The 15,062-nt window shown below is 52.8% G+C and carries 19 protein-coding genes; all 19 read left to right on the top strand.

All coding sequences use genetic code 11. The features are described from left to right. Positions 1–9: 9 nt before the first annotated feature. The 19 genes from ffh (at position 10) to EDM57_RS16070 (ending at position 15,044) form a co-directional block, all read left to right on the top strand. On the top strand, positions 10–1,425 hold the full coding sequence (gene ffh / locus EDM57_RS16160) for a signal recognition particle protein (RefSeq protein ID WP_122905723.1): 1,416 nt from the start codon (positions 10–12) through the stop codon (positions 1,423–1,425). 112 nt (positions 1,426–1,537) lie between these two features. After that, entirely contained in the window at positions 1,538–1,810 is a 273-nt protein-coding gene (gene rpsP, locus EDM57_RS16155; protein ID WP_005834322.1) for a 30S ribosomal protein S16, read from the top strand. A 23-nt stretch (positions 1,811–1,833) separates the two neighbouring features. Then, positions 1,834–2,061, top strand: coding sequence for a KH domain-containing protein (locus EDM57_RS16150; protein WP_122905722.1), 228 nt, complete (start codon positions 1,834–1,836; stop codon positions 2,059–2,061). Between the two features lie 69 nt (positions 2,062–2,130). Next, positions 2,131–2,559 (top strand): YlqD family protein, encoded by a 429-nt coding sequence (locus tag EDM57_RS16145; RefSeq protein WP_122905721.1) that lies wholly within the window; start codon positions 2,131–2,133, stop codon positions 2,557–2,559. 15 nt (positions 2,560–2,574) lie between these two features. Next, complete coding sequence (gene rimM, locus EDM57_RS16140) at positions 2,575–3,093, top strand: ribosome maturation factor RimM (protein ID WP_122905720.1); 519 nt, start codon at positions 2,575–2,577, stop codon at positions 3,091–3,093. Between the two features lie 12 nt (positions 3,094–3,105). Further along, a complete protein-coding gene (gene trmD / locus EDM57_RS16135) occupies positions 3,106–3,852 on the top strand; it encodes a tRNA (guanosine(37)-N1)-methyltransferase TrmD (protein WP_122905719.1) in 747 nt (248 codons plus the stop codon). Positions 3,853–4,012: 160 nt separating this feature from the next. Continuing rightward, entirely contained in the window at positions 4,013–4,360 is a 348-nt protein-coding gene (gene rplS, locus EDM57_RS16130) for a 50S ribosomal protein L19 (RefSeq protein WP_023557202.1), read from the top strand. A 91-nt stretch (positions 4,361–4,451) separates the two neighbouring features. Next, positions 4,452–5,015, top strand: a complete 564-nt coding sequence (gene lepB, locus EDM57_RS16125) for a signal peptidase I (RefSeq protein WP_122905718.1) — start codon at positions 4,452–4,454, stop codon at positions 5,013–5,015. Between the two features lie 30 nt (positions 5,016–5,045). Beyond that, on the top strand, positions 5,046–5,939 hold the full coding sequence (ylqF, locus tag EDM57_RS16120; RefSeq protein WP_122905717.1) for a ribosome biogenesis GTPase YlqF: 894 nt from the start codon (positions 5,046–5,048) through the stop codon (positions 5,937–5,939). Between the two features lie 75 nt (positions 5,940–6,014). Further along, positions 6,015–6,791: a ribonuclease HII gene (locus EDM57_RS16115; protein ID WP_122905716.1), complete on the top strand. Its 777-nt coding sequence runs from the start codon at positions 6,015–6,017 to the stop codon at positions 6,789–6,791. 34 nt (positions 6,792–6,825) lie between these two features. Next, positions 6,826–8,772: a hypothetical protein gene (locus tag EDM57_RS16110; RefSeq protein ID WP_122905715.1), complete on the top strand. Its 1,947-nt coding sequence runs from the start codon at positions 6,826–6,828 to the stop codon at positions 8,770–8,772. Then, positions 8,769–9,053 (top strand): EscU/YscU/HrcU family type III secretion system export apparatus switch protein, encoded by a 285-nt coding sequence (locus tag EDM57_RS16105; protein WP_122905714.1) that lies wholly within the window; start codon positions 8,769–8,771, stop codon positions 9,051–9,053. Before EDM57_RS16110 ends, EDM57_RS16105 begins: the two co-directional genes overlap by 4 nt. Beyond that, positions 9,050–9,424: a YraN family protein gene (locus EDM57_RS16100; RefSeq protein ID WP_122905713.1), complete on the top strand. Its 375-nt coding sequence runs from the start codon at positions 9,050–9,052 to the stop codon at positions 9,422–9,424. The genes EDM57_RS16105 and EDM57_RS16100 overlap by 4 nt, the downstream gene beginning before the upstream one ends. 332 nt (positions 9,425–9,756) lie before the next feature. After that, positions 9,757–11,109 (top strand): Ig-like domain-containing protein, encoded by a 1,353-nt coding sequence (locus EDM57_RS16095; protein WP_122905712.1) that lies wholly within the window; start codon positions 9,757–9,759, stop codon positions 11,107–11,109. 175 nt (positions 11,110–11,284) lie between these two features. Next, the gene (locus tag EDM57_RS16090) at positions 11,285–12,058 is read left to right on the top strand and encodes a nucleotidyltransferase domain-containing protein (RefSeq protein ID WP_122905711.1); all 774 of its coding nucleotides are present in this window, start codon (positions 11,285–11,287) and stop codon (positions 12,056–12,058) included. Between the two features lie 45 nt (positions 12,059–12,103). Then, complete coding sequence (locus EDM57_RS16085) at positions 12,104–12,451, top strand: hypothetical protein (protein ID WP_246005828.1); 348 nt, start codon at positions 12,104–12,106, stop codon at positions 12,449–12,451. 20 nt (positions 12,452–12,471) lie between these two features. Next, on the top strand, positions 12,472–12,663 hold the full coding sequence (locus EDM57_RS16080) for a hypothetical protein (RefSeq protein WP_122905710.1): 192 nt from the start codon (positions 12,472–12,474) through the stop codon (positions 12,661–12,663). A gap of 535 nt (positions 12,664–13,198) precedes the next feature. Further along, positions 13,199–14,746 (top strand): YifB family Mg chelatase-like AAA ATPase, encoded by a 1,548-nt coding sequence (locus EDM57_RS16075; RefSeq protein ID WP_122905709.1) that lies wholly within the window; start codon positions 13,199–13,201, stop codon positions 14,744–14,746. Positions 14,747–14,810: 64 nt separating this feature from the next. Then, positions 14,811–15,044, top strand: coding sequence for a hypothetical protein (locus tag EDM57_RS16070; protein WP_122905708.1), 234 nt, complete (start codon positions 14,811–14,813; stop codon positions 15,042–15,044). Positions 15,045–15,062: the final 18 nt, after the last annotated feature.

The raw sequence follows: 15,062 nt of genomic DNA, 5'->3' as shown, positions 1-15,062 counted from the left end.
AGGGCTCGCATGGCGTTTGAAAGCTTGGCCAATCGGCTGCAAAACGCATTTGACAAACTGCGCGGCAGAGGAAAGATCGACGAAACCGTCGTCAATGAAGCGATGCGGGAAGTCCGCCTTGCCCTGCTGGAAGCAGATGTTAACTTCAAAGTAGTAAAAGACTTCGTCGCTCGCGTCAAAGAGCGCGCAGTCGGCCAGGAAGTCATGAAAAGCCTGACGCCAGGCCAAATGGTTATCAAGATCGTGAACGAAGAGCTGGTCGCCCTGATGGGTGGCAGCGTAGCTCAGTTGACGATGGCACACCGTCCGCCGACCGTCATCATGATGGCGGGTTTGCAAGGGGCGGGGAAAACGACCACGACTGGTAAGCTGGCCAAGTATTTGCAAAAGCAAAACAAGAAGCCGCTTCTGGTGGCAGGGGACATTTACCGTCCGGCTGCGATCAAGCAGCTGCAAGTTTTGGGGGAGCAACTGAATGTTCCCGTCTTCTCTCTCGGAGATCAAGTCAGTCCTGTTGACATTGCTCGCCAGGCAATTGAACACGCGAAAGCCAATCACCTCGACGTGGTGATTCTCGATACGGCAGGTCGCCTGCATATTGATGAAGCGCTGATGGACGAGTTGAAGCAAATTCGCGAAGTTGCCAAGCCCGATGAGATTTTGCTCGTCGTGGACGCGATGACAGGTCAGGACGCCGTCAATGTGGCGGAGAGCTTCAACAGCCAGCTCGAACTGACTGGCGTGGTTCTCACCAAGCTCGACGGGGATACCCGAGGCGGTGCGGCACTATCCGTCAAAGCTGTCACCGGAAAGCCGATCAAGTTTGCGGCGACAGGTGAAAAGCTGGATGCGCTCGAACCGTTCCATCCGGACCGCATGGCTTCCCGCATTTTGGGAATGGGTGACGTACTCAGCCTGATCGAAAAGGCGCAGGCGTCCGTGGATGAAGAAAAGGCGCGCGACATGGAGCGCCAGATGCGTCAAGGGGAATTTACCTTCGACATGTTCCTGGATTCCATGCAGCAATTGCGCAATTTGGGGCCTTTTGAAGACATTCTCGGCATGCTGCCCGGAATGAACAAGATGAAAGGCAAAATGAACGTGGACGAGAAGCAGATTGCCCGCGTGGAAGCAATCGTCAAATCCATGACCAAGGCAGAGCGTGCCAACCCTGACTTGTTGAACGCCAGCCGTCGCAAGCGCATTGCAAACGGTAGCGGCACAAGCATTCAGGAAGTGAATCGGTTCATCAAGCAGTTCGAGGAAATGAAAAAAATGATGAAGCAATTCTCTGGCGTCGCGGACAAGATGGTCAAGAAGTCGAAGAAAAAAGGCGGCTTCGGACTGCCGTTCCTGGGCAAAGGAAAAGGAAACAGCCAAGGCGGCATGAACTTCCCGTTCAATTTCAAACCACCGTTCAAGTAAACTTGCATGATCTCTTCGCGCCGCTGACTTGTCAGCCAGCGCGATGGTTCAGATATAGTAGCACCAACGCAGATGTTCATCTTGCGTTGATCCATACAGGAGGTGACACAACATGGCAGTTAAAATCCGTCTGAAACGCATGGGTTCCAAGAAAGCTCCTTTCTACCGTGTAGTAGTAGCTGACTCCCGTTCCCCTCGCGATGGCCGTTTCATTGAAGAAATCGGTTACTACAATCCGGTTGCTCAACCGGCAGTGGTGAAAATTGATACCGAAAAAGCGGTACAATGGATCCTGAATGGTGCAGCTCCGACTGATACCGTTCGTAACCTTCTCTCCAAAGAAGGCGTTCTCGCAAAAGTACACGAAACCAAATACGGCAAGTAAGTCGGTCATCTGGAGGTCTGATGATGAAAGCGCTGGTCGAAACGATCGCAAAAGCTCTCGTCGATCATCCGAATGAGGTTCGTGTGAATGCAGTGGACAAAGAGCGCATTCTCGTTTATGAATTGTCGGTGCACCCTGATGATATGGGGAAGATCATCGGCAAGCAAGGACGGATCGCCAAAGCCCTGCGTACTGTCGTGATGGCGGCATCCGTGGAAACGGACAAGCGTGTCACGGTTGAGATTGTTTGAAAAAAGGCTGGGAGCTTTCCCAGTCTTTTTTGTTGATAGGAACGGATACGACGAAAGGAGTGACAGGACATGCTCACGATTTTTCGGTCGGTACAGGTCAAACTCATCATGACGGAAGCGTCCCGTGCTGTGCTGATTGACCAGTACAGCAGACAGCTTCGCCAGCAGCGCGAAGAATGGGAGCAATGGCAGTTCCAATCGAAAAAAATTTTGGCCAAGGCGAAGAAAAAGTCTGCGGATACATATGCGCTTGCGCAAGAAAAGATTGCCCAGGAAGAGCGGAGGCGCAAGGAAAAAATCGCGCAGCTCTCTTTTGCCTTGCAGCAGGCAGAGAGTCTTCCCGAGGGCAGCGAAATGGACTATCAGACTGTGCAAAGTCCTGTCACGATCCGAGTAGGCGATGTTTGGGATGAAATCATGGCCGGAACGGAAATCATGATAAAAGATGGACGAGTGCATGAGATTCGCCAAACGGCAGGACATGCAGCCGATGAATAGAAGGAGTGGATACGCTTGAGCAGCCAAAAGTTTTACAAGGTGGGCAAGCTGGTCAATACGCACGGGCTCAGGGGCGAAGTGCGCGTCGTTTCAACGACGGATTTTCCCGACCAACGGTTTCGCAAAGGAAGCGAGCTTTTCTTGTTTCACCCGTCTCTTGCGGAGCCGTTGAAGCTGAAAGTCGCGACTCGTCGCGCCCATAAAGGTTTTGAGATTTTGAGCTTCGAAGGCTATGGACATATTAACGACATCGAAAAATACAAGGGCGGCGAACTGAAAATTCCGGAAGAAGCGCTGATGGAGCTGGAAGAGGACGAGTTTTACATCCATCAGTTGGTCGGCTGCGTCGTGTTCACGGACGAAGGGGAAGAGCTCGGAAAAATCGTCGATGTGATGCAGCCGGGAGCCAATGACGTGTGGGTCGTAAAAGGGCGGCGCGGAGAGGTTTTGCTGCCGTTTATCGACGACTGCATCAAAGAAGTGGACATTGCCAACAAACGTGTGGTTTGCCATCTGATGGAAGGCTTGCTGTAGGAGGTGCTTCCGATGCGGATTGACATTTTTACGCTGTTTCCCGAAATGTTTACAGGTGTCTTGTCCAGCAGCATTTTGGGAAAAGCCCGCGAGAAGCAGCTGGTCGACTTTCACGTCACCAATTTTCGCGATTTTTCCGAGAGCAAGCATGGAACGGTGGACGATACGCCATACGGCGGCGGCGGGGGGATGGTGCTGAAGCCCGAGCCGTTGTTTCGGGCAGTAGAAGCGATCACAGGAGACAAGAAGCCGCGTGTCATCCTCATGTGCCCGCAAGGTGTGCCGTACAACCAAAAGCTGGCGGAGGAGCTGGCCCAGGAGGAGCATCTCGTATTCATCTGCGGCCATTACGAAGGCTATGACGAGCGCATCCGCGAGCATTTGGTCACGGACGAAATCTCGATTGGCGACTACGTGCTGACTGGCGGCGAGCTGGCGGCGATGGTCGTGATCGACAGCATTGTTCGCCTGCAGCCGGGTGCTCTGGGAAATCAGTCGTCGGCCGTCGAGGACTCGTTTTCGACCGGATTGCTCGAATATCCGCACTATACGCGGCCGGCGGAGTTTCGCGGCTGGAAGGTCCCGGATATTTTGCTCTCCGGCCACCATGCCAACATCGAGCGCTGGCGCCTGAAAGAATCATTGCGCAGAACGAAGGCGCGCCGTCCCGATTTGCTTGCGAAGCTTGAGCTGACAGACGAGATGAAAAAGCTACTGGCAGAGCTTGAGCAAGAGCAAAACATGGAAGAAAAATTGTAGAGCAGGTCTTGTAGTTTCCTGCCTACTATGTTAATATACTTCTTGTGGCAATTTTGCCCGCTGACTAAGGCGGTCCGCTATTCGTAATCGGCCTCCTGCCGGATGGCCGAGCCAAACTGGTGAGACGAGTAAGAACGTCTATCGGAAGGAGGGAATTGAAATGAACCAAGTTATCCGTGAATTGGAAAAAGAGCAATTGAAACAGGATATTCCTGCGTTCCGACCTGGTGACACCGTTCGTGTACACGTTAAGGTTATCGAGGGTCAGCGTGAGCGTATTCAGCTGTTCGAAGGCGTAGTTATTCGCCGTCGCGGTACAGGTATCAGCGAAACATTTACTGTTCGTAAGATCTCTTACGGCGTAGGTGTTGAGCGTACGTTCCCAGTACACACGCCTAAGATCGACAAGATCGAAATCGTGCGTCATGGTAAAGTACGTCGTGCGAAACTGTACTATCTGCGCGATCGCGTAGGTAAAGCAGCTCGTATTAAAGAAATTCGTCGATAAGCGAAGCGCTTGAAAAGGGGACTGGTCTGCTTGCCAGGCCTCTTTTTTCCATTTACAGGGTTGGACGAGCCATGTTGGGAGGGCGAAAGTGATGAGCGAAGAAGTATCCTCCGGTCGCACGAAGAAAAATGAGCTGTGGGAATGGACGAAGGCGCTTGGTATTGCCTTGATTCTCGCTTTTCTCATTCGAACCTTTTTGTTTGCCCCGTTTATTGTCGAGGGCGAGTCCATGGAAACGACGTTACATAACAGCGAAAAACTGGTCGTGAACAAGGCCATTTACTATTTGCAAGAGCCGAAGCCGGGGGACATCATCGTGTTTCGCGCAGAGAAGACGCGCGACTTTATCAAGCGCGTCATCGCGGTGGCGGGAGATACCGTCGAGGTGAAAGACGATCAGCTCTACATCAACGGCAACATGGTTGAAGAGCCATATCTTGCACAACATAAGGAACAGGCAAAACAGCAGGGAGAGCCGTATTTTACGAATGACTTCACACCCGTCACGGTGCCGGAAGGCCATATTTTCGTGATGGGCGACAATCGGCCGAACAGCCATGACAGCCGGGCAATCGGTCCTGTTGCTGTCAGCACCGTGGTTGGCAGAGCGGAATTTACGTTCTGGCCGATCTCAAGTATTCGCATGACGAGATAATTGCAATTGCTTCAAGGTAGGTGAGACAACATGACGATCCAATGGTTTCCCGGACATATGGCCAAGGCGCGCCGCCAGGTGACGGAAAAGCTGAAATTGATTGATGTGGTGATCGAGCTTCTCGATGCGCGGCTGCCCCTTTCCAGCCGGAATCCGATGATTGACGAGATTGTCAGTGACAAGCCGAGATTAATTTTGTTGAACAAAGCCGATCTCGCGGACGAGAAGGCAACAGAAGAATGGATGGCCTATTTCCGCAAAGAGGGCATTCGCACGCTGCCGATTGATGCCTTGAGCGGAAAAGGCGTAAATAAGCTGCCGGAGCTGTGCAAGGAGCTGGCGGCGGACATGCTGGCCAAGCGCAGCGAACGCGGAATGCAGGCGCGTGCGATCCGCATCATGATTTTAGGAATCCCCAACGTCGGAAAATCGTCGCTGATTAACCGCCTGTCCAAGCGTTCTGTTGCCGCAACGGGCGACCGTCCGGCTGTCACGAAGTCGCAGCAGTGGGTGAAGATGGGCGACACGCTTGAACTGCTCGATACTCCGGGGATCCTCTGGCCCAAGTTTGAGGATCAGATGGTTGGCTTGCGCTTGGCGGCAAGCGGTGCGATCAAGGACGAACTGCTTGACTTTACAGAAGTAGCGCTGTTTGTCATCAGCTACATGATGCACTACTATCCGGAACGCTTGATCGAACGCTTCAAGCTGAAGGAGCTGCCGGAAGATCGCATCGCCATGCTGGAGGAGATCGGGAAAAAGCGCGGCTGCCTCATTTCGGGCGGCAACATCGATTACGACAAGGCGGCGGAAATCTTTTTGCGGGAGCTGCGCTCCGGGAAGCTCGGGACGATCTCCCTGGAACGCCCGATTGACTGGGAAATGGACGAACCGATCGGCAAGCCGCTCTCGCTTATGGAATAACGATTGGCGCACACGAAAAACCTGTCTATCCATTGCTGATAGACGGTTTTTTTCATAAGAAGGAGAAATGAGTCAATGAATCTGGCAGATATGTCGATAAAAGAAATACGGATGGCGATCGAAAAATTGGACGAAGTACCTAGTGATTTTCTACAATGTTTGCAAGCGGACAAACGGGCAGGCGTGCAGGCGCTGGCGAAGCAGGTGGAAGCGGCGAAGGCTCGGCAGGCCAAGCTTCAGCAACAATGGACCGAGATGAGTACATACGAACGCGCACTCTATGCGGACGGACACCAGCACGTATTTGGGGTGGACGAGGTAGGTCGCGGGCCATTGGCAGGACCTGTCGTGGCGAGTGCCGTCTGCTTGCCAAAAGATTTTTATTTGCCAGGCTTGAACGATTCGAAAAAGGTTCCGGTGGCGACACGTGAGGCGTTTTACGAAGTGATTATGCGGGATGCGGTTGCAGTTGGAATCGGCATCGTCGACGCTGCGCGAATTGATGCGGTCAATATTTTGAACGCGACCAGGGAAGCGATGAAAGCAGCCATCGAAGACGCCAGGGTGCCTGCTGATGTGCTTTTGATCGACGCAGTGCAACTGGCAGGAGTGTCCTGCAAGCAAATCCCGATCATTGGCGGCGATGCGAAAAGCGTATCCATCGCAGCAGCGTCCATCGTGGCAAAAGTGACGAGAGACAGGATGATGGCGGAGTACGCCAAACAATACCCGCAGTACGGCTTCGAGAAAAATGCGGGCTACGGGACAGCCGAGCATCTCGCAGCCATTGCTGCATACGGACCGACACCGCTTCACCGCATGAGCTTTACCGGGGTGAAAGAACAAGCCTGACTGACTGCACAGCACTTTCGAAGGAGGGGAGTCCATGTTTTCCACGTCGCAAATCATGTCGTCTTTCGTGCAAAAGACATCTTCGGCTAATGTCAAACCGGTAGAGCTGACGCCCGGACAAGTATTCAAAGGCACGGTGGTCAAGCATTACCCGGAGCAAATGGCACTGGTCCAAATCGGCGGGATGCAGGTTCTGGCCAAGATGGAGGCGAATCTTGAAGCGGGTCAAAAGGCGTGGCTGCAGGTTCAGCCTTCTACTGGAGTCGTAACCTTGAAAGTGCTGGACACGCCTGCGGAAGCGAATGGAAAGGAAGCATCGCTGGAAAGCCTGATGCGCTCGCTCGGCATTGCGGAGACAAAAGAGAGCAAGGCAATCGTACAGGCGCTCGTGAATGCCAATTTGCCTGTCACCAAGGAGATCGTTCAGGCTTTTTCGCAGGTGGCAGAGCGGATCGGGATGGATGAGCGGACGGTCGATGCTTTCCTCTTGGCGATGAAGCGCAATTTGCCGTTGACGCCGGATTCGGTTGCGGGACTGAAGGCGTTTGTGTCCGGCAAGCCCTTAAGTCAGGCGATTCAGCAGTTTTTGCAGGAAGCGACGCTGTTTTTGAATCAGAAGGAAAATGCCGCCAAGCCGCCTGGACAGCCTTCTGCTTCCGGGCCAGGCGCAGCGGGAGCGATGAGCGCGGATGTGCGGCAAGTGGTCGGTCAACTGAAAGACAAGCTGGCTGCCCTGCCTTTGCTGCTGCCGACAGCGGAAAACGCCAAGGATGCGGCTGTCTCCAACAAATCAGCCGCGCCGGGAAATGCCAGTCAAGGTACAGCACCAGCCGTACCAGGGAATGCACCCAGTCAAGGCACAGCGCCAGCGGCGACAGGCAATGCCAGCCAGTTCCCTTCCCCGGCGTTGTCTGCAAACGTGCAAGGGGCGGCGTCAAACGCTTCTGTAGCTCCCGGATCAATCGGAATGCCGTTGGCGGGAGCGCAAGTGCCAGCCAGCCAGCCGGCTGACGGTTCGGGAAAAGCGACCAGTCTGCCAGGTGCTTTGCCAAAAGCAGGGGCGAGTGAAACGCCTTCCAGCGCAGCTTCGGCAAATGGCATGCGCCAGGCGGGAGATGTTCCTGAGCAGACTGGCGGCGCTTTTCCAGCGGGAGCAGCTTTGGAAGGGACGAAAAACAGCCAGCAGCCTTCCGGACTTTTTCCCGGGCAAAATCAGGGGGCAAATATCGAGCTTCCCGCGACAGCCAGGGCTATTGACACTTCTGGCGGACAACAGGCGAATGGCGCAATGCAGCCGCCTGTGACGGGGACTGGAGCAGGCGCACCCTCCACTAACCCGCTCTTCGAACTGTTTCGGCACTTGGGCATCAACCATGAACGCGAATTGATGGGGCAGGCGCTTGGCCAGCAGCCAGTCGATCCGGGAGCGCACAAGCAGCTCGAAACAGTGAAATCGTTGCTTTTGCAGATCAGTCAGGCTCCTGCGCAATCCGTGCCGACCGCGCTGCGCGAGGCAGCCGAACAATTGCTGCAGCAAGTAACCGGACAGCAGTTGATGATGGTGCAGCCGGGCAACCACACTTTGTCGCAAATCGTGCTGCAAATTCCAATTCGCCAGGCAGAAGGCGATGAGACGGCTTTTGTGCAGATCGAAGCGAAAAAGCAAGGAAGCGGCAAACTGGACCCGGAAAACTGCCGCCTGTTTTTCCATCTGGAGCTAAAGGGCATGGGGACGACGATGGTCGACGTCGGGATTGTGAACCGGATCGTCAACCTGCAAATCTTCAATGATTCCCCCTGGCTGGAGGCACTGGTCCAGGAAACGAAGGATCAGTTTGCGAAGCAATTGCACGACGTGGGCTATCATTTGTCCGCCATGCGCATTCAGCCGATACCGGACAGGCAGAGCAGCAAGCCGGGAGTGTGTCAGGCCAAAGGAGCGATTTTTGCCGATTACAAAGGGGTGGATGTGCGCATATGAACCAATCCCCTGACAACAAGCGGAAGCAGGCAGTAGCGCTCAAATATCAGGCCGGGGTCATGGAAGCGCCAAAAGTGGTCGCAAAGGGGAAAGGTTTCGTTGCCGAGAATATGCTGAAAACAGCCAGAGAGCACGACATCCCCATTCAGGAAGACCCTTCGCTCGTGGAAGTGCTGGGAAAGCTCGATCTTGACCAGCAGATTCCACCTGAGCTGTATCAGGTAGTGGCGGAAGTTCTCGCCTTTGTGTACCGGCTCGACAAAGGGGGAGCCAAAAGATGAGCAACCGTCGCAGGCTTCTCGGACAACGAGGCGAGCAGCTCGCGAAGCATTATTTGCTGCAAAAAGGCTATCAGATCATCGGGCAAAATGTACGCACGAGACAGGGCGAGATTGACCTGATTGCCCAGGATGGCAAGACTCTTGTCTTTGTAGAGGTTCGGACCCGGAGCAGTCTTGCCTGCGGTACGGCCGCCGAATCTGTTACGTGGAGGAAAAAGCAAAAGCTGCGCGAGCTGGCTGTCGCTTATTTGCAGGCCCTGCCGCGGCAGGTGCCTGCTTTTCGATTTGATGTCGTCGCCATTTTCCAGCCCGGCTCGACCCGTGGCGAGCATATAGAACCGACAATCGAGCATTTTGTAGGGGCCTTTTAAAAAACGGGCTCCAAGCTGCCTGGATAATGGGGATATGTCTACAGCAACGGTCACTGTACCTGCGTACAATGTACTGTACTCGACGCGATGAAACTCCTCCAAGCATCATCATTGGCCTTCCAGGCATAGGCTGGGAGGCATTTTTCTTTTTGCCATCATAAGTTGCTAGGCGGGACAAGCCTGATTTGTTCAATGAGTGAAACGGTAGTCTCTTTAACACCTGACAAAAGTTTTTTTAAAAACAAATGTTTTTCTAAAAAACTTGTGATTTCATGTGACGTTTTTCCATTTTACTCGTCCTATTTGATGAAGCAAACAATGTGGAGGATAACATGAAGCTGACAAAAAGAAATGTAATGAAAAACGTTTCACTCGCTGTCGCAGCCATCTGCGCCGTTCAGTTCGCCGTAACGGGCATTGCGTCTGCACAAGTACCAACCGCCCAAGCCGCAAGCAGCTATGTAGCAAAAGCCGCGTCGAGCGGGCTTGAGGCACCCTCGTATCATGTGGAGGTAACAATCGGGGAGCCGTTGACCTTGCAGGTGACATACAACGGTCGCCCGCTGGATCCTTCGCTTGTAAGCTGGACACCTGTCAATAGCTCAATTGCAACAATTCGCAATGGGGTCATAACCGGACATAAGAAGGGCATGTATGTCATTAACGGGAAATACAATGGAGATTCGATCCGCATTCGCGTTTCCGTGATCGAAGAACCGAAACTGGAAGCATCCAGTACGTCTGTAAGCATCAAAAAAGGCGATACGAAAACGATAACGCTAAAGTATGGCAACAAAACACTATCCAGTCTCGATGCGAGCTGGAAATCTTCTAATGAATCTGTAGCGACCGTAAAAAGAGGCGAAATTACAGCGAAAGCAAGCGGTACCGCCGTTATCACGGCCGAGTACAAAGGAAAATCGGTCAAGATTAACGTGGATGTAGTCGACAGCCAATCCGGCAAACTCCAGGCTAGCGACAGCAAAATTTCGCTGAAAAAAGGCGAAAAGAAAACGATCAAGCTGACCTACGACAAAAGCACACTTGCCGGATCGAAAGCGACCTGGAAAACATCCAAGTCTTCCGTAGCGACTGTATCGGATGGGGTTATTACGGCAAAAGGCAAAGGTAAGGCAACCATCACTGCGACATACAAAGGATACAAAGCAGAGATTGAAGTCACCGTTGACAACGGCAGCGCGGCTCTGCTGGAAGCAAGCGACACCAAATTGAAGCTGAAAAAAGGGCAAGAGGAAACGATTACGCTCCGCTATGACGGCGGAAAGCTCAAAGGCTCCAAAGCAGAGTGGAAAACATCCAAATCATCTGTCGCGACTGTTGACGACGATGGCGTTGTGAAAGCGAAAAAGAAAGGAACCGCAACGATTACGGCTACGTACAAAGGTGAAAAAGTCGAAATCGAAGTTACGGTTGACGACAAAGGCAGCAAGCTGTTGGAGGCAGACGACACCAGTCTGAGCCTGAAAAAAGGGGAATCGGAAACAATCACGTTGACCTATGATGGGAAGACCCTCTCCGGTTCAAAAGCGAGCTGGAGCACGTCCAAGTCTTCGGTCGCTACCGTTTCCACGAGCGGAAAAGTAAAAGCGAAGGCAAAAGGAACCGCAACGATTACAGCCAAATACAAAGGCGAAGAAGTAAAGATCAAAGTCACTGTGAAATAACGCAGGAAACGCGCTCGCTGAATCCAGACTAACGGGTTCAGCGAGTTTTTTTCAGGCTGGGCAGCCGGAAGTAGATCCTTGAGGCAGACACTGCTACAATCAGGGTTGATGGTAAAAATTAGTATTACACGTTTGCGTTTGTTTTGCGCTCAGAAATGTTGGGAGAGATGGCAAGATGCAGGAACTCATCAAACAAAAACTGCGGGAGATCGAAAATGAGCACGAACTGAAGGTGCTGTTTGCCGTCGAGTCCGGGAGCCGGGCCTGGGGTTTTCCCTCGCAGGATAGCGACTACGATGTGCGTTTTGTTTATGTGCGGAAGCCGGAGTGGTACCTGTCCATTGATGACAAACGGGATGTCGTGGAACTGCCCATAGATGAAAGGCTCGATATAAACGGCTGGGATATTCGAAAGGCGTTGAAGCTGTTTCGCAAATCGAACCCGGCTCTGCACGAATGGCTGGCTTCCGGTATCGTTTACCGGGACGAACTCGGATTTCGCGCGGAACTGCTTCAAATGGGCAACGAGCTGTTTTCGCCAAAAACAGCGATGCTCCACTATTTGAGCATGGCGAAAGGAAACTACCGCAAGGATTTGCAGGGGGACTGCGTGCGCATCAAAACATACTTTTACGTCCTGCGCCCGCTCCTGGCTTGCGAATGGATTCACAAATACCGGACAAATCCGCCGCTTCTGTTTCAGCATTTGGTAGACGAGCTGGTGACAGATGCGGACCTGCGGCGGGAAATTGACGAGCTGCTGCGCCGGAAAATGGCGGGAGACGAGCTTGACCTGGAACCAAGGATCGAAGTGATTCACGCGTACATTGACGAGAAACTGGAAAAATGGAGCGCCTGTGCGAGCGAGTACACAGACAGCATCCCCGATTGTACAGCCAGGCTGGATGCGCTGTACCGCCGCTATTTGCGCCTGGCCTGGACGAAATGACGCGAGTGTCACATGAGCAAAAAGCACGGGGATGGGGGAGCAGCCATGGAGTTTCATACGGATGTTGAAGTTCTTTTTTTCGGTAAAAATCTGCTGGGGCAGCCGTATCAGGAAGTAGAAGCGTTCGTGCGGGAGCATGATCCTGATTTGCAAACGACTGGGGACGGTTTTACTTCGTTTCGCTACGGCTTTGGCGTCTACGCTCCCTATGCGTTTGAAGACGAGGGTTTGCCTGTGAATCTGTCATCGTCTTTGAAAAAGGCTGCTACGCGTAAGTGCCAGGATACTGGATGGTCGCGGATGAATGGAAAAGCAAGCTCACGGTCGATTGCCCGGCAATTATTTGGTATAATGCCGTTGGTATATACGATTTTTCCTAACGATTATTTTTGAGCGAAATGAGGATTCCCATCATGAAGAAAAAGCTGGTACTCGTATTAGACGTAGAAAAAGCAGACAAAATCGACATGCAAAAGCTGGCCGACTCGCTGTCGGATGCCATTCAAACTGTAGAAGGCATCGTCTTGCACGATCTCGTCATGTTTGACAACGATGAAAACAATGCGGACAAGCTCATTGCCAATGTGAAAAAGGAGCTTTCTTAAAACAAATCGCTCCAGGCCGTGCTTCGTTTTGAAAGGACGATGCATTGAGCGATGGGGGAGTGGCTGCAGCGGCAAATGGGCTGTCAAGTCAAGGAGCAGAAGACTCGCGCATGGGGTAGCGGGTCTTTTTGTGTTGGGTGGATGCTGCAAGGTGGAGCCGAGGGGAAAGAAATGCTTGCTTTTTCTCGTAGTGACTGCTCAAGAACTGCTCGTCTCGCTGTCAGTGTCAATTCTTGTTTTTTCTCAGCCAAGTACCTTACATGCCCCAATGCTTTCTGTTTGGCTTCTTCAACTAGATTGTTCAGGTCGTAGAATAATAGGCTTTTCAAGCACTCATGTAACAATTATAACACCACCTAATAAACATGATGACTTCACGAGGAGTGACATTGATAAATAGCAAAGTGGGTCAAGTCTAATTAGAGGGCTTAAAAACTCCATAAACCTAGCGCTACGCATTCACATCCCCACCCCCGCAATAAACTTGCACACCCCCACTTTCTTTTCCTACGCTAAAAGCAAAGGGGGAGAGAATATGTACGCATGCAGCTATTCCGGGACCGTTCTCGGCATAGACGGGATGATGGTGAGCGTAGAAACGGACATTGCCAATGGACTGCCGCAGTTCGATCTTGTGGGGCTGGGCGGCTCTGCCGTGAAGGAAGCGAGAGACCGCGTTCGTGCAGCTTTGCGCAATGCTGGCTACGATTACCCGATGCAGCGAATTACGGTCAATCTGGCGCCAGCGGACCAGCGCAAGGAAGGCTCTGGCTTTGATCTTGCCATCGCGTTTGGCATTTTGCTTGCGTCCAAGCAAATACTGCCCCGCGAAGAGCGCATTTTGATTCTTGGAGAGCTTGCCCTCGATGGCTCTCTGCGTCCTGTGACGGGCGTTCTCCCCATCCTGCTGGAAGCGACGAAGGCGGGCTTTACCCATGTCATTTTACCAGAGGCAAACGCCGCCGAAGCGCATCTGGTCGAGATTATCGTCTTGCCTGCCGCCAATTTGACGGAAGCGGTGCAGTATTGGAAAGAAGGACTGCAGCCCAAAAATCCGCAAGCTGCAGCATCTGCTTCAACGCGAGCCAGCCAGGCCCCTGTGGCCCCGCAGGCACCGGATTTTGCGCATGTGTACGGTCAGCGCTTCGTCAAACGCGGGCTGGAGATCGCGGCAGCCGGCTTTCACAACGTCATTTTGGTCGGACCGCCCGGCTGTGGCAAGACGCTGCTGTCCACCTGTCTGCCAGGCATCATGCCTCAAATGACGATGGACGAATCGTACGAGGTCACGAAAATATACAGCATTGCAGGTCAATTGAAGCGCGATGGCGGACTCATTCAAGAAAGGCCGTTTCGCGCTCCACATCATACGATTACAGCTACAGCTCTGATCGGGGGAGGGGCACAAATTCCCCGACCGGGCGAATGCAGCCTCTCACATGGCGGAATTTTGTTTTTGGACGAGATGCCGGAGTTTTCCCGCCACGTTCTTGAGGTGCTGCGCCAGCCACTGGAGGCTGGGATTGTGACGATTGGCCGGGCCAAGCAGGTGTTTACCTTTCCGGCAAGATTTTTGCTGATCGGGTCGTGCAATCCGTGTCCGTGTGGATTTTTCGGCACCCGGGAGAAGCAGACGTGCTCCTGCACACCGCAGCAAATAAACAAATACCGTTCCAAGCTGTCGGGGCCGCTGTTGGACCGGATTGACCTGCATATCGAAGTCCCGCGCGTGCCTGTGCAACTGCTGCACAACCGTGTCAAGGAAGAATCATCGCGCGACATCCGGGCGAGGGTTGAACAGGCGCGGGCTATTCAATGTGACAGGTATCGGCATCGGCCAGGCAGCCCGTTCAACAGCATGATGAATGCGGAAGAGCTGCAAAGGTATGCCAAGCTGGACAAAGAAGGGCAAGAAATATTGCAACTAGCGTTTGAGACGCTGGGGCTTAGCGCGAGGGCGTACGACAGAATCGTCAAGGTGGCGCGAACGATTGCGGATTTGGAGGGAGCAGCGCGGATAGAAGCTGCTCACGTCGCGGAGGCGATTCGATACAGGGCATTGGATAGAGGGCTGTCGTTTTGATTGCGTGAGGGTTACAGTTACTTCTATATTTTAATGAAATACCGGAACTTGAACAGGTGGCAGCATGAATCAGGCGGTTCGCTTAGGGAAATCCACCATCCATAACATCATCCATAAGAAGAAAAGTTTGGTGAATACTCTGGCCAGATCTTTTGACCATATGCCAAAGACCCGCGCAACGAACAATCATATAGCGAAGAGGAAAGAAAACGGAAAGAGAAGAAACCGGAGAAGGAAGAAATTCTACGATCTCGCTGCCGTTGCAGAAGAAGGAGTTTGTCTGCGGTACGCACTCTGAGAAGGGGCTGTCTCAAAC

Source organism: Brevibacillus gelatini (assembly GCF_003710935.1).
GTDB classification, from domain to species: domain Bacteria; phylum Bacillota; class Bacilli; order Brevibacillales; family Brevibacillaceae; genus Brevibacillus; species Brevibacillus gelatini.
The sequence above is the reverse complement of the archived record's forward strand: the minus strand, read 5'-3'. Positions and strand labels throughout refer to the sequence as shown.

Coding starts and splice junctions, on each gene's coding strand:
- rpsP (WP_005834322.1), top strand. CDS start 1,538: ATGGCAGTTAAAATCCGTCTGAAACGCATGGGTTCCAAGAAAGCTCCT.
- lepB (WP_122905718.1), top strand. CDS start 4,452: ATGAGCGAAGAAGTATCCTCCGGTCGCACGAAGAAAAATGAGCTGTGG.
- EDM57_RS16090 (WP_122905711.1), top strand. CDS start 11,285: ATGCAGGAACTCATCAAACAAAAACTGCGGGAGATCGAAAATGAGCAC.
- rplS (WP_023557202.1), top strand. CDS start 4,013: ATGAACCAAGTTATCCGTGAATTGGAAAAAGAGCAATTGAAACAGGAT.
- EDM57_RS16105 (WP_122905714.1), top strand. CDS start 8,769: ATGAACCAATCCCCTGACAACAAGCGGAAGCAGGCAGTAGCGCTCAAA.
- EDM57_RS16150 (WP_122905722.1), top strand. CDS start 1,834: ATGAAAGCGCTGGTCGAAACGATCGCAAAAGCTCTCGTCGATCATCCG.
- ffh (WP_122905723.1), top strand. CDS start 10: ATGGCGTTTGAAAGCTTGGCCAATCGGCTGCAAAACGCATTTGACAAA.
- EDM57_RS16080 (WP_122905710.1), top strand. CDS start 12,472: ATGAAGAAAAAGCTGGTACTCGTATTAGACGTAGAAAAAGCAGACAAA.
- EDM57_RS16070 (WP_122905708.1), top strand. CDS start 14,811: ATGAATCAGGCGGTTCGCTTAGGGAAATCCACCATCCATAACATCATC.
- EDM57_RS16085 (WP_246005828.1), top strand. CDS start 12,104: ATGGAGTTTCATACGGATGTTGAAGTTCTTTTTTTCGGTAAAAATCTG.
- EDM57_RS16075 (WP_122905709.1), top strand. CDS start 13,199: ATGTACGCATGCAGCTATTCCGGGACCGTTCTCGGCATAGACGGGATG.
- EDM57_RS16145 (WP_122905721.1), top strand. CDS start 2,131: ATGCTCACGATTTTTCGGTCGGTACAGGTCAAACTCATCATGACGGAA.
- EDM57_RS16100 (WP_122905713.1), top strand. CDS start 9,050: ATGAGCAACCGTCGCAGGCTTCTCGGACAACGAGGCGAGCAGCTCGCG.
- EDM57_RS16095 (WP_122905712.1), top strand. CDS start 9,757: ATGAAGCTGACAAAAAGAAATGTAATGAAAAACGTTTCACTCGCTGTC.
- EDM57_RS16115 (WP_122905716.1), top strand. CDS start 6,015: ATGAATCTGGCAGATATGTCGATAAAAGAAATACGGATGGCGATCGAA.
- ylqF (WP_122905717.1), top strand. CDS start 5,046: ATGACGATCCAATGGTTTCCCGGACATATGGCCAAGGCGCGCCGCCAG.
- trmD (WP_122905719.1), top strand. CDS start 3,106: ATGCGGATTGACATTTTTACGCTGTTTCCCGAAATGTTTACAGGTGTC.
- EDM57_RS16110 (WP_122905715.1), top strand. CDS start 6,826: ATGTTTTCCACGTCGCAAATCATGTCGTCTTTCGTGCAAAAGACATCT.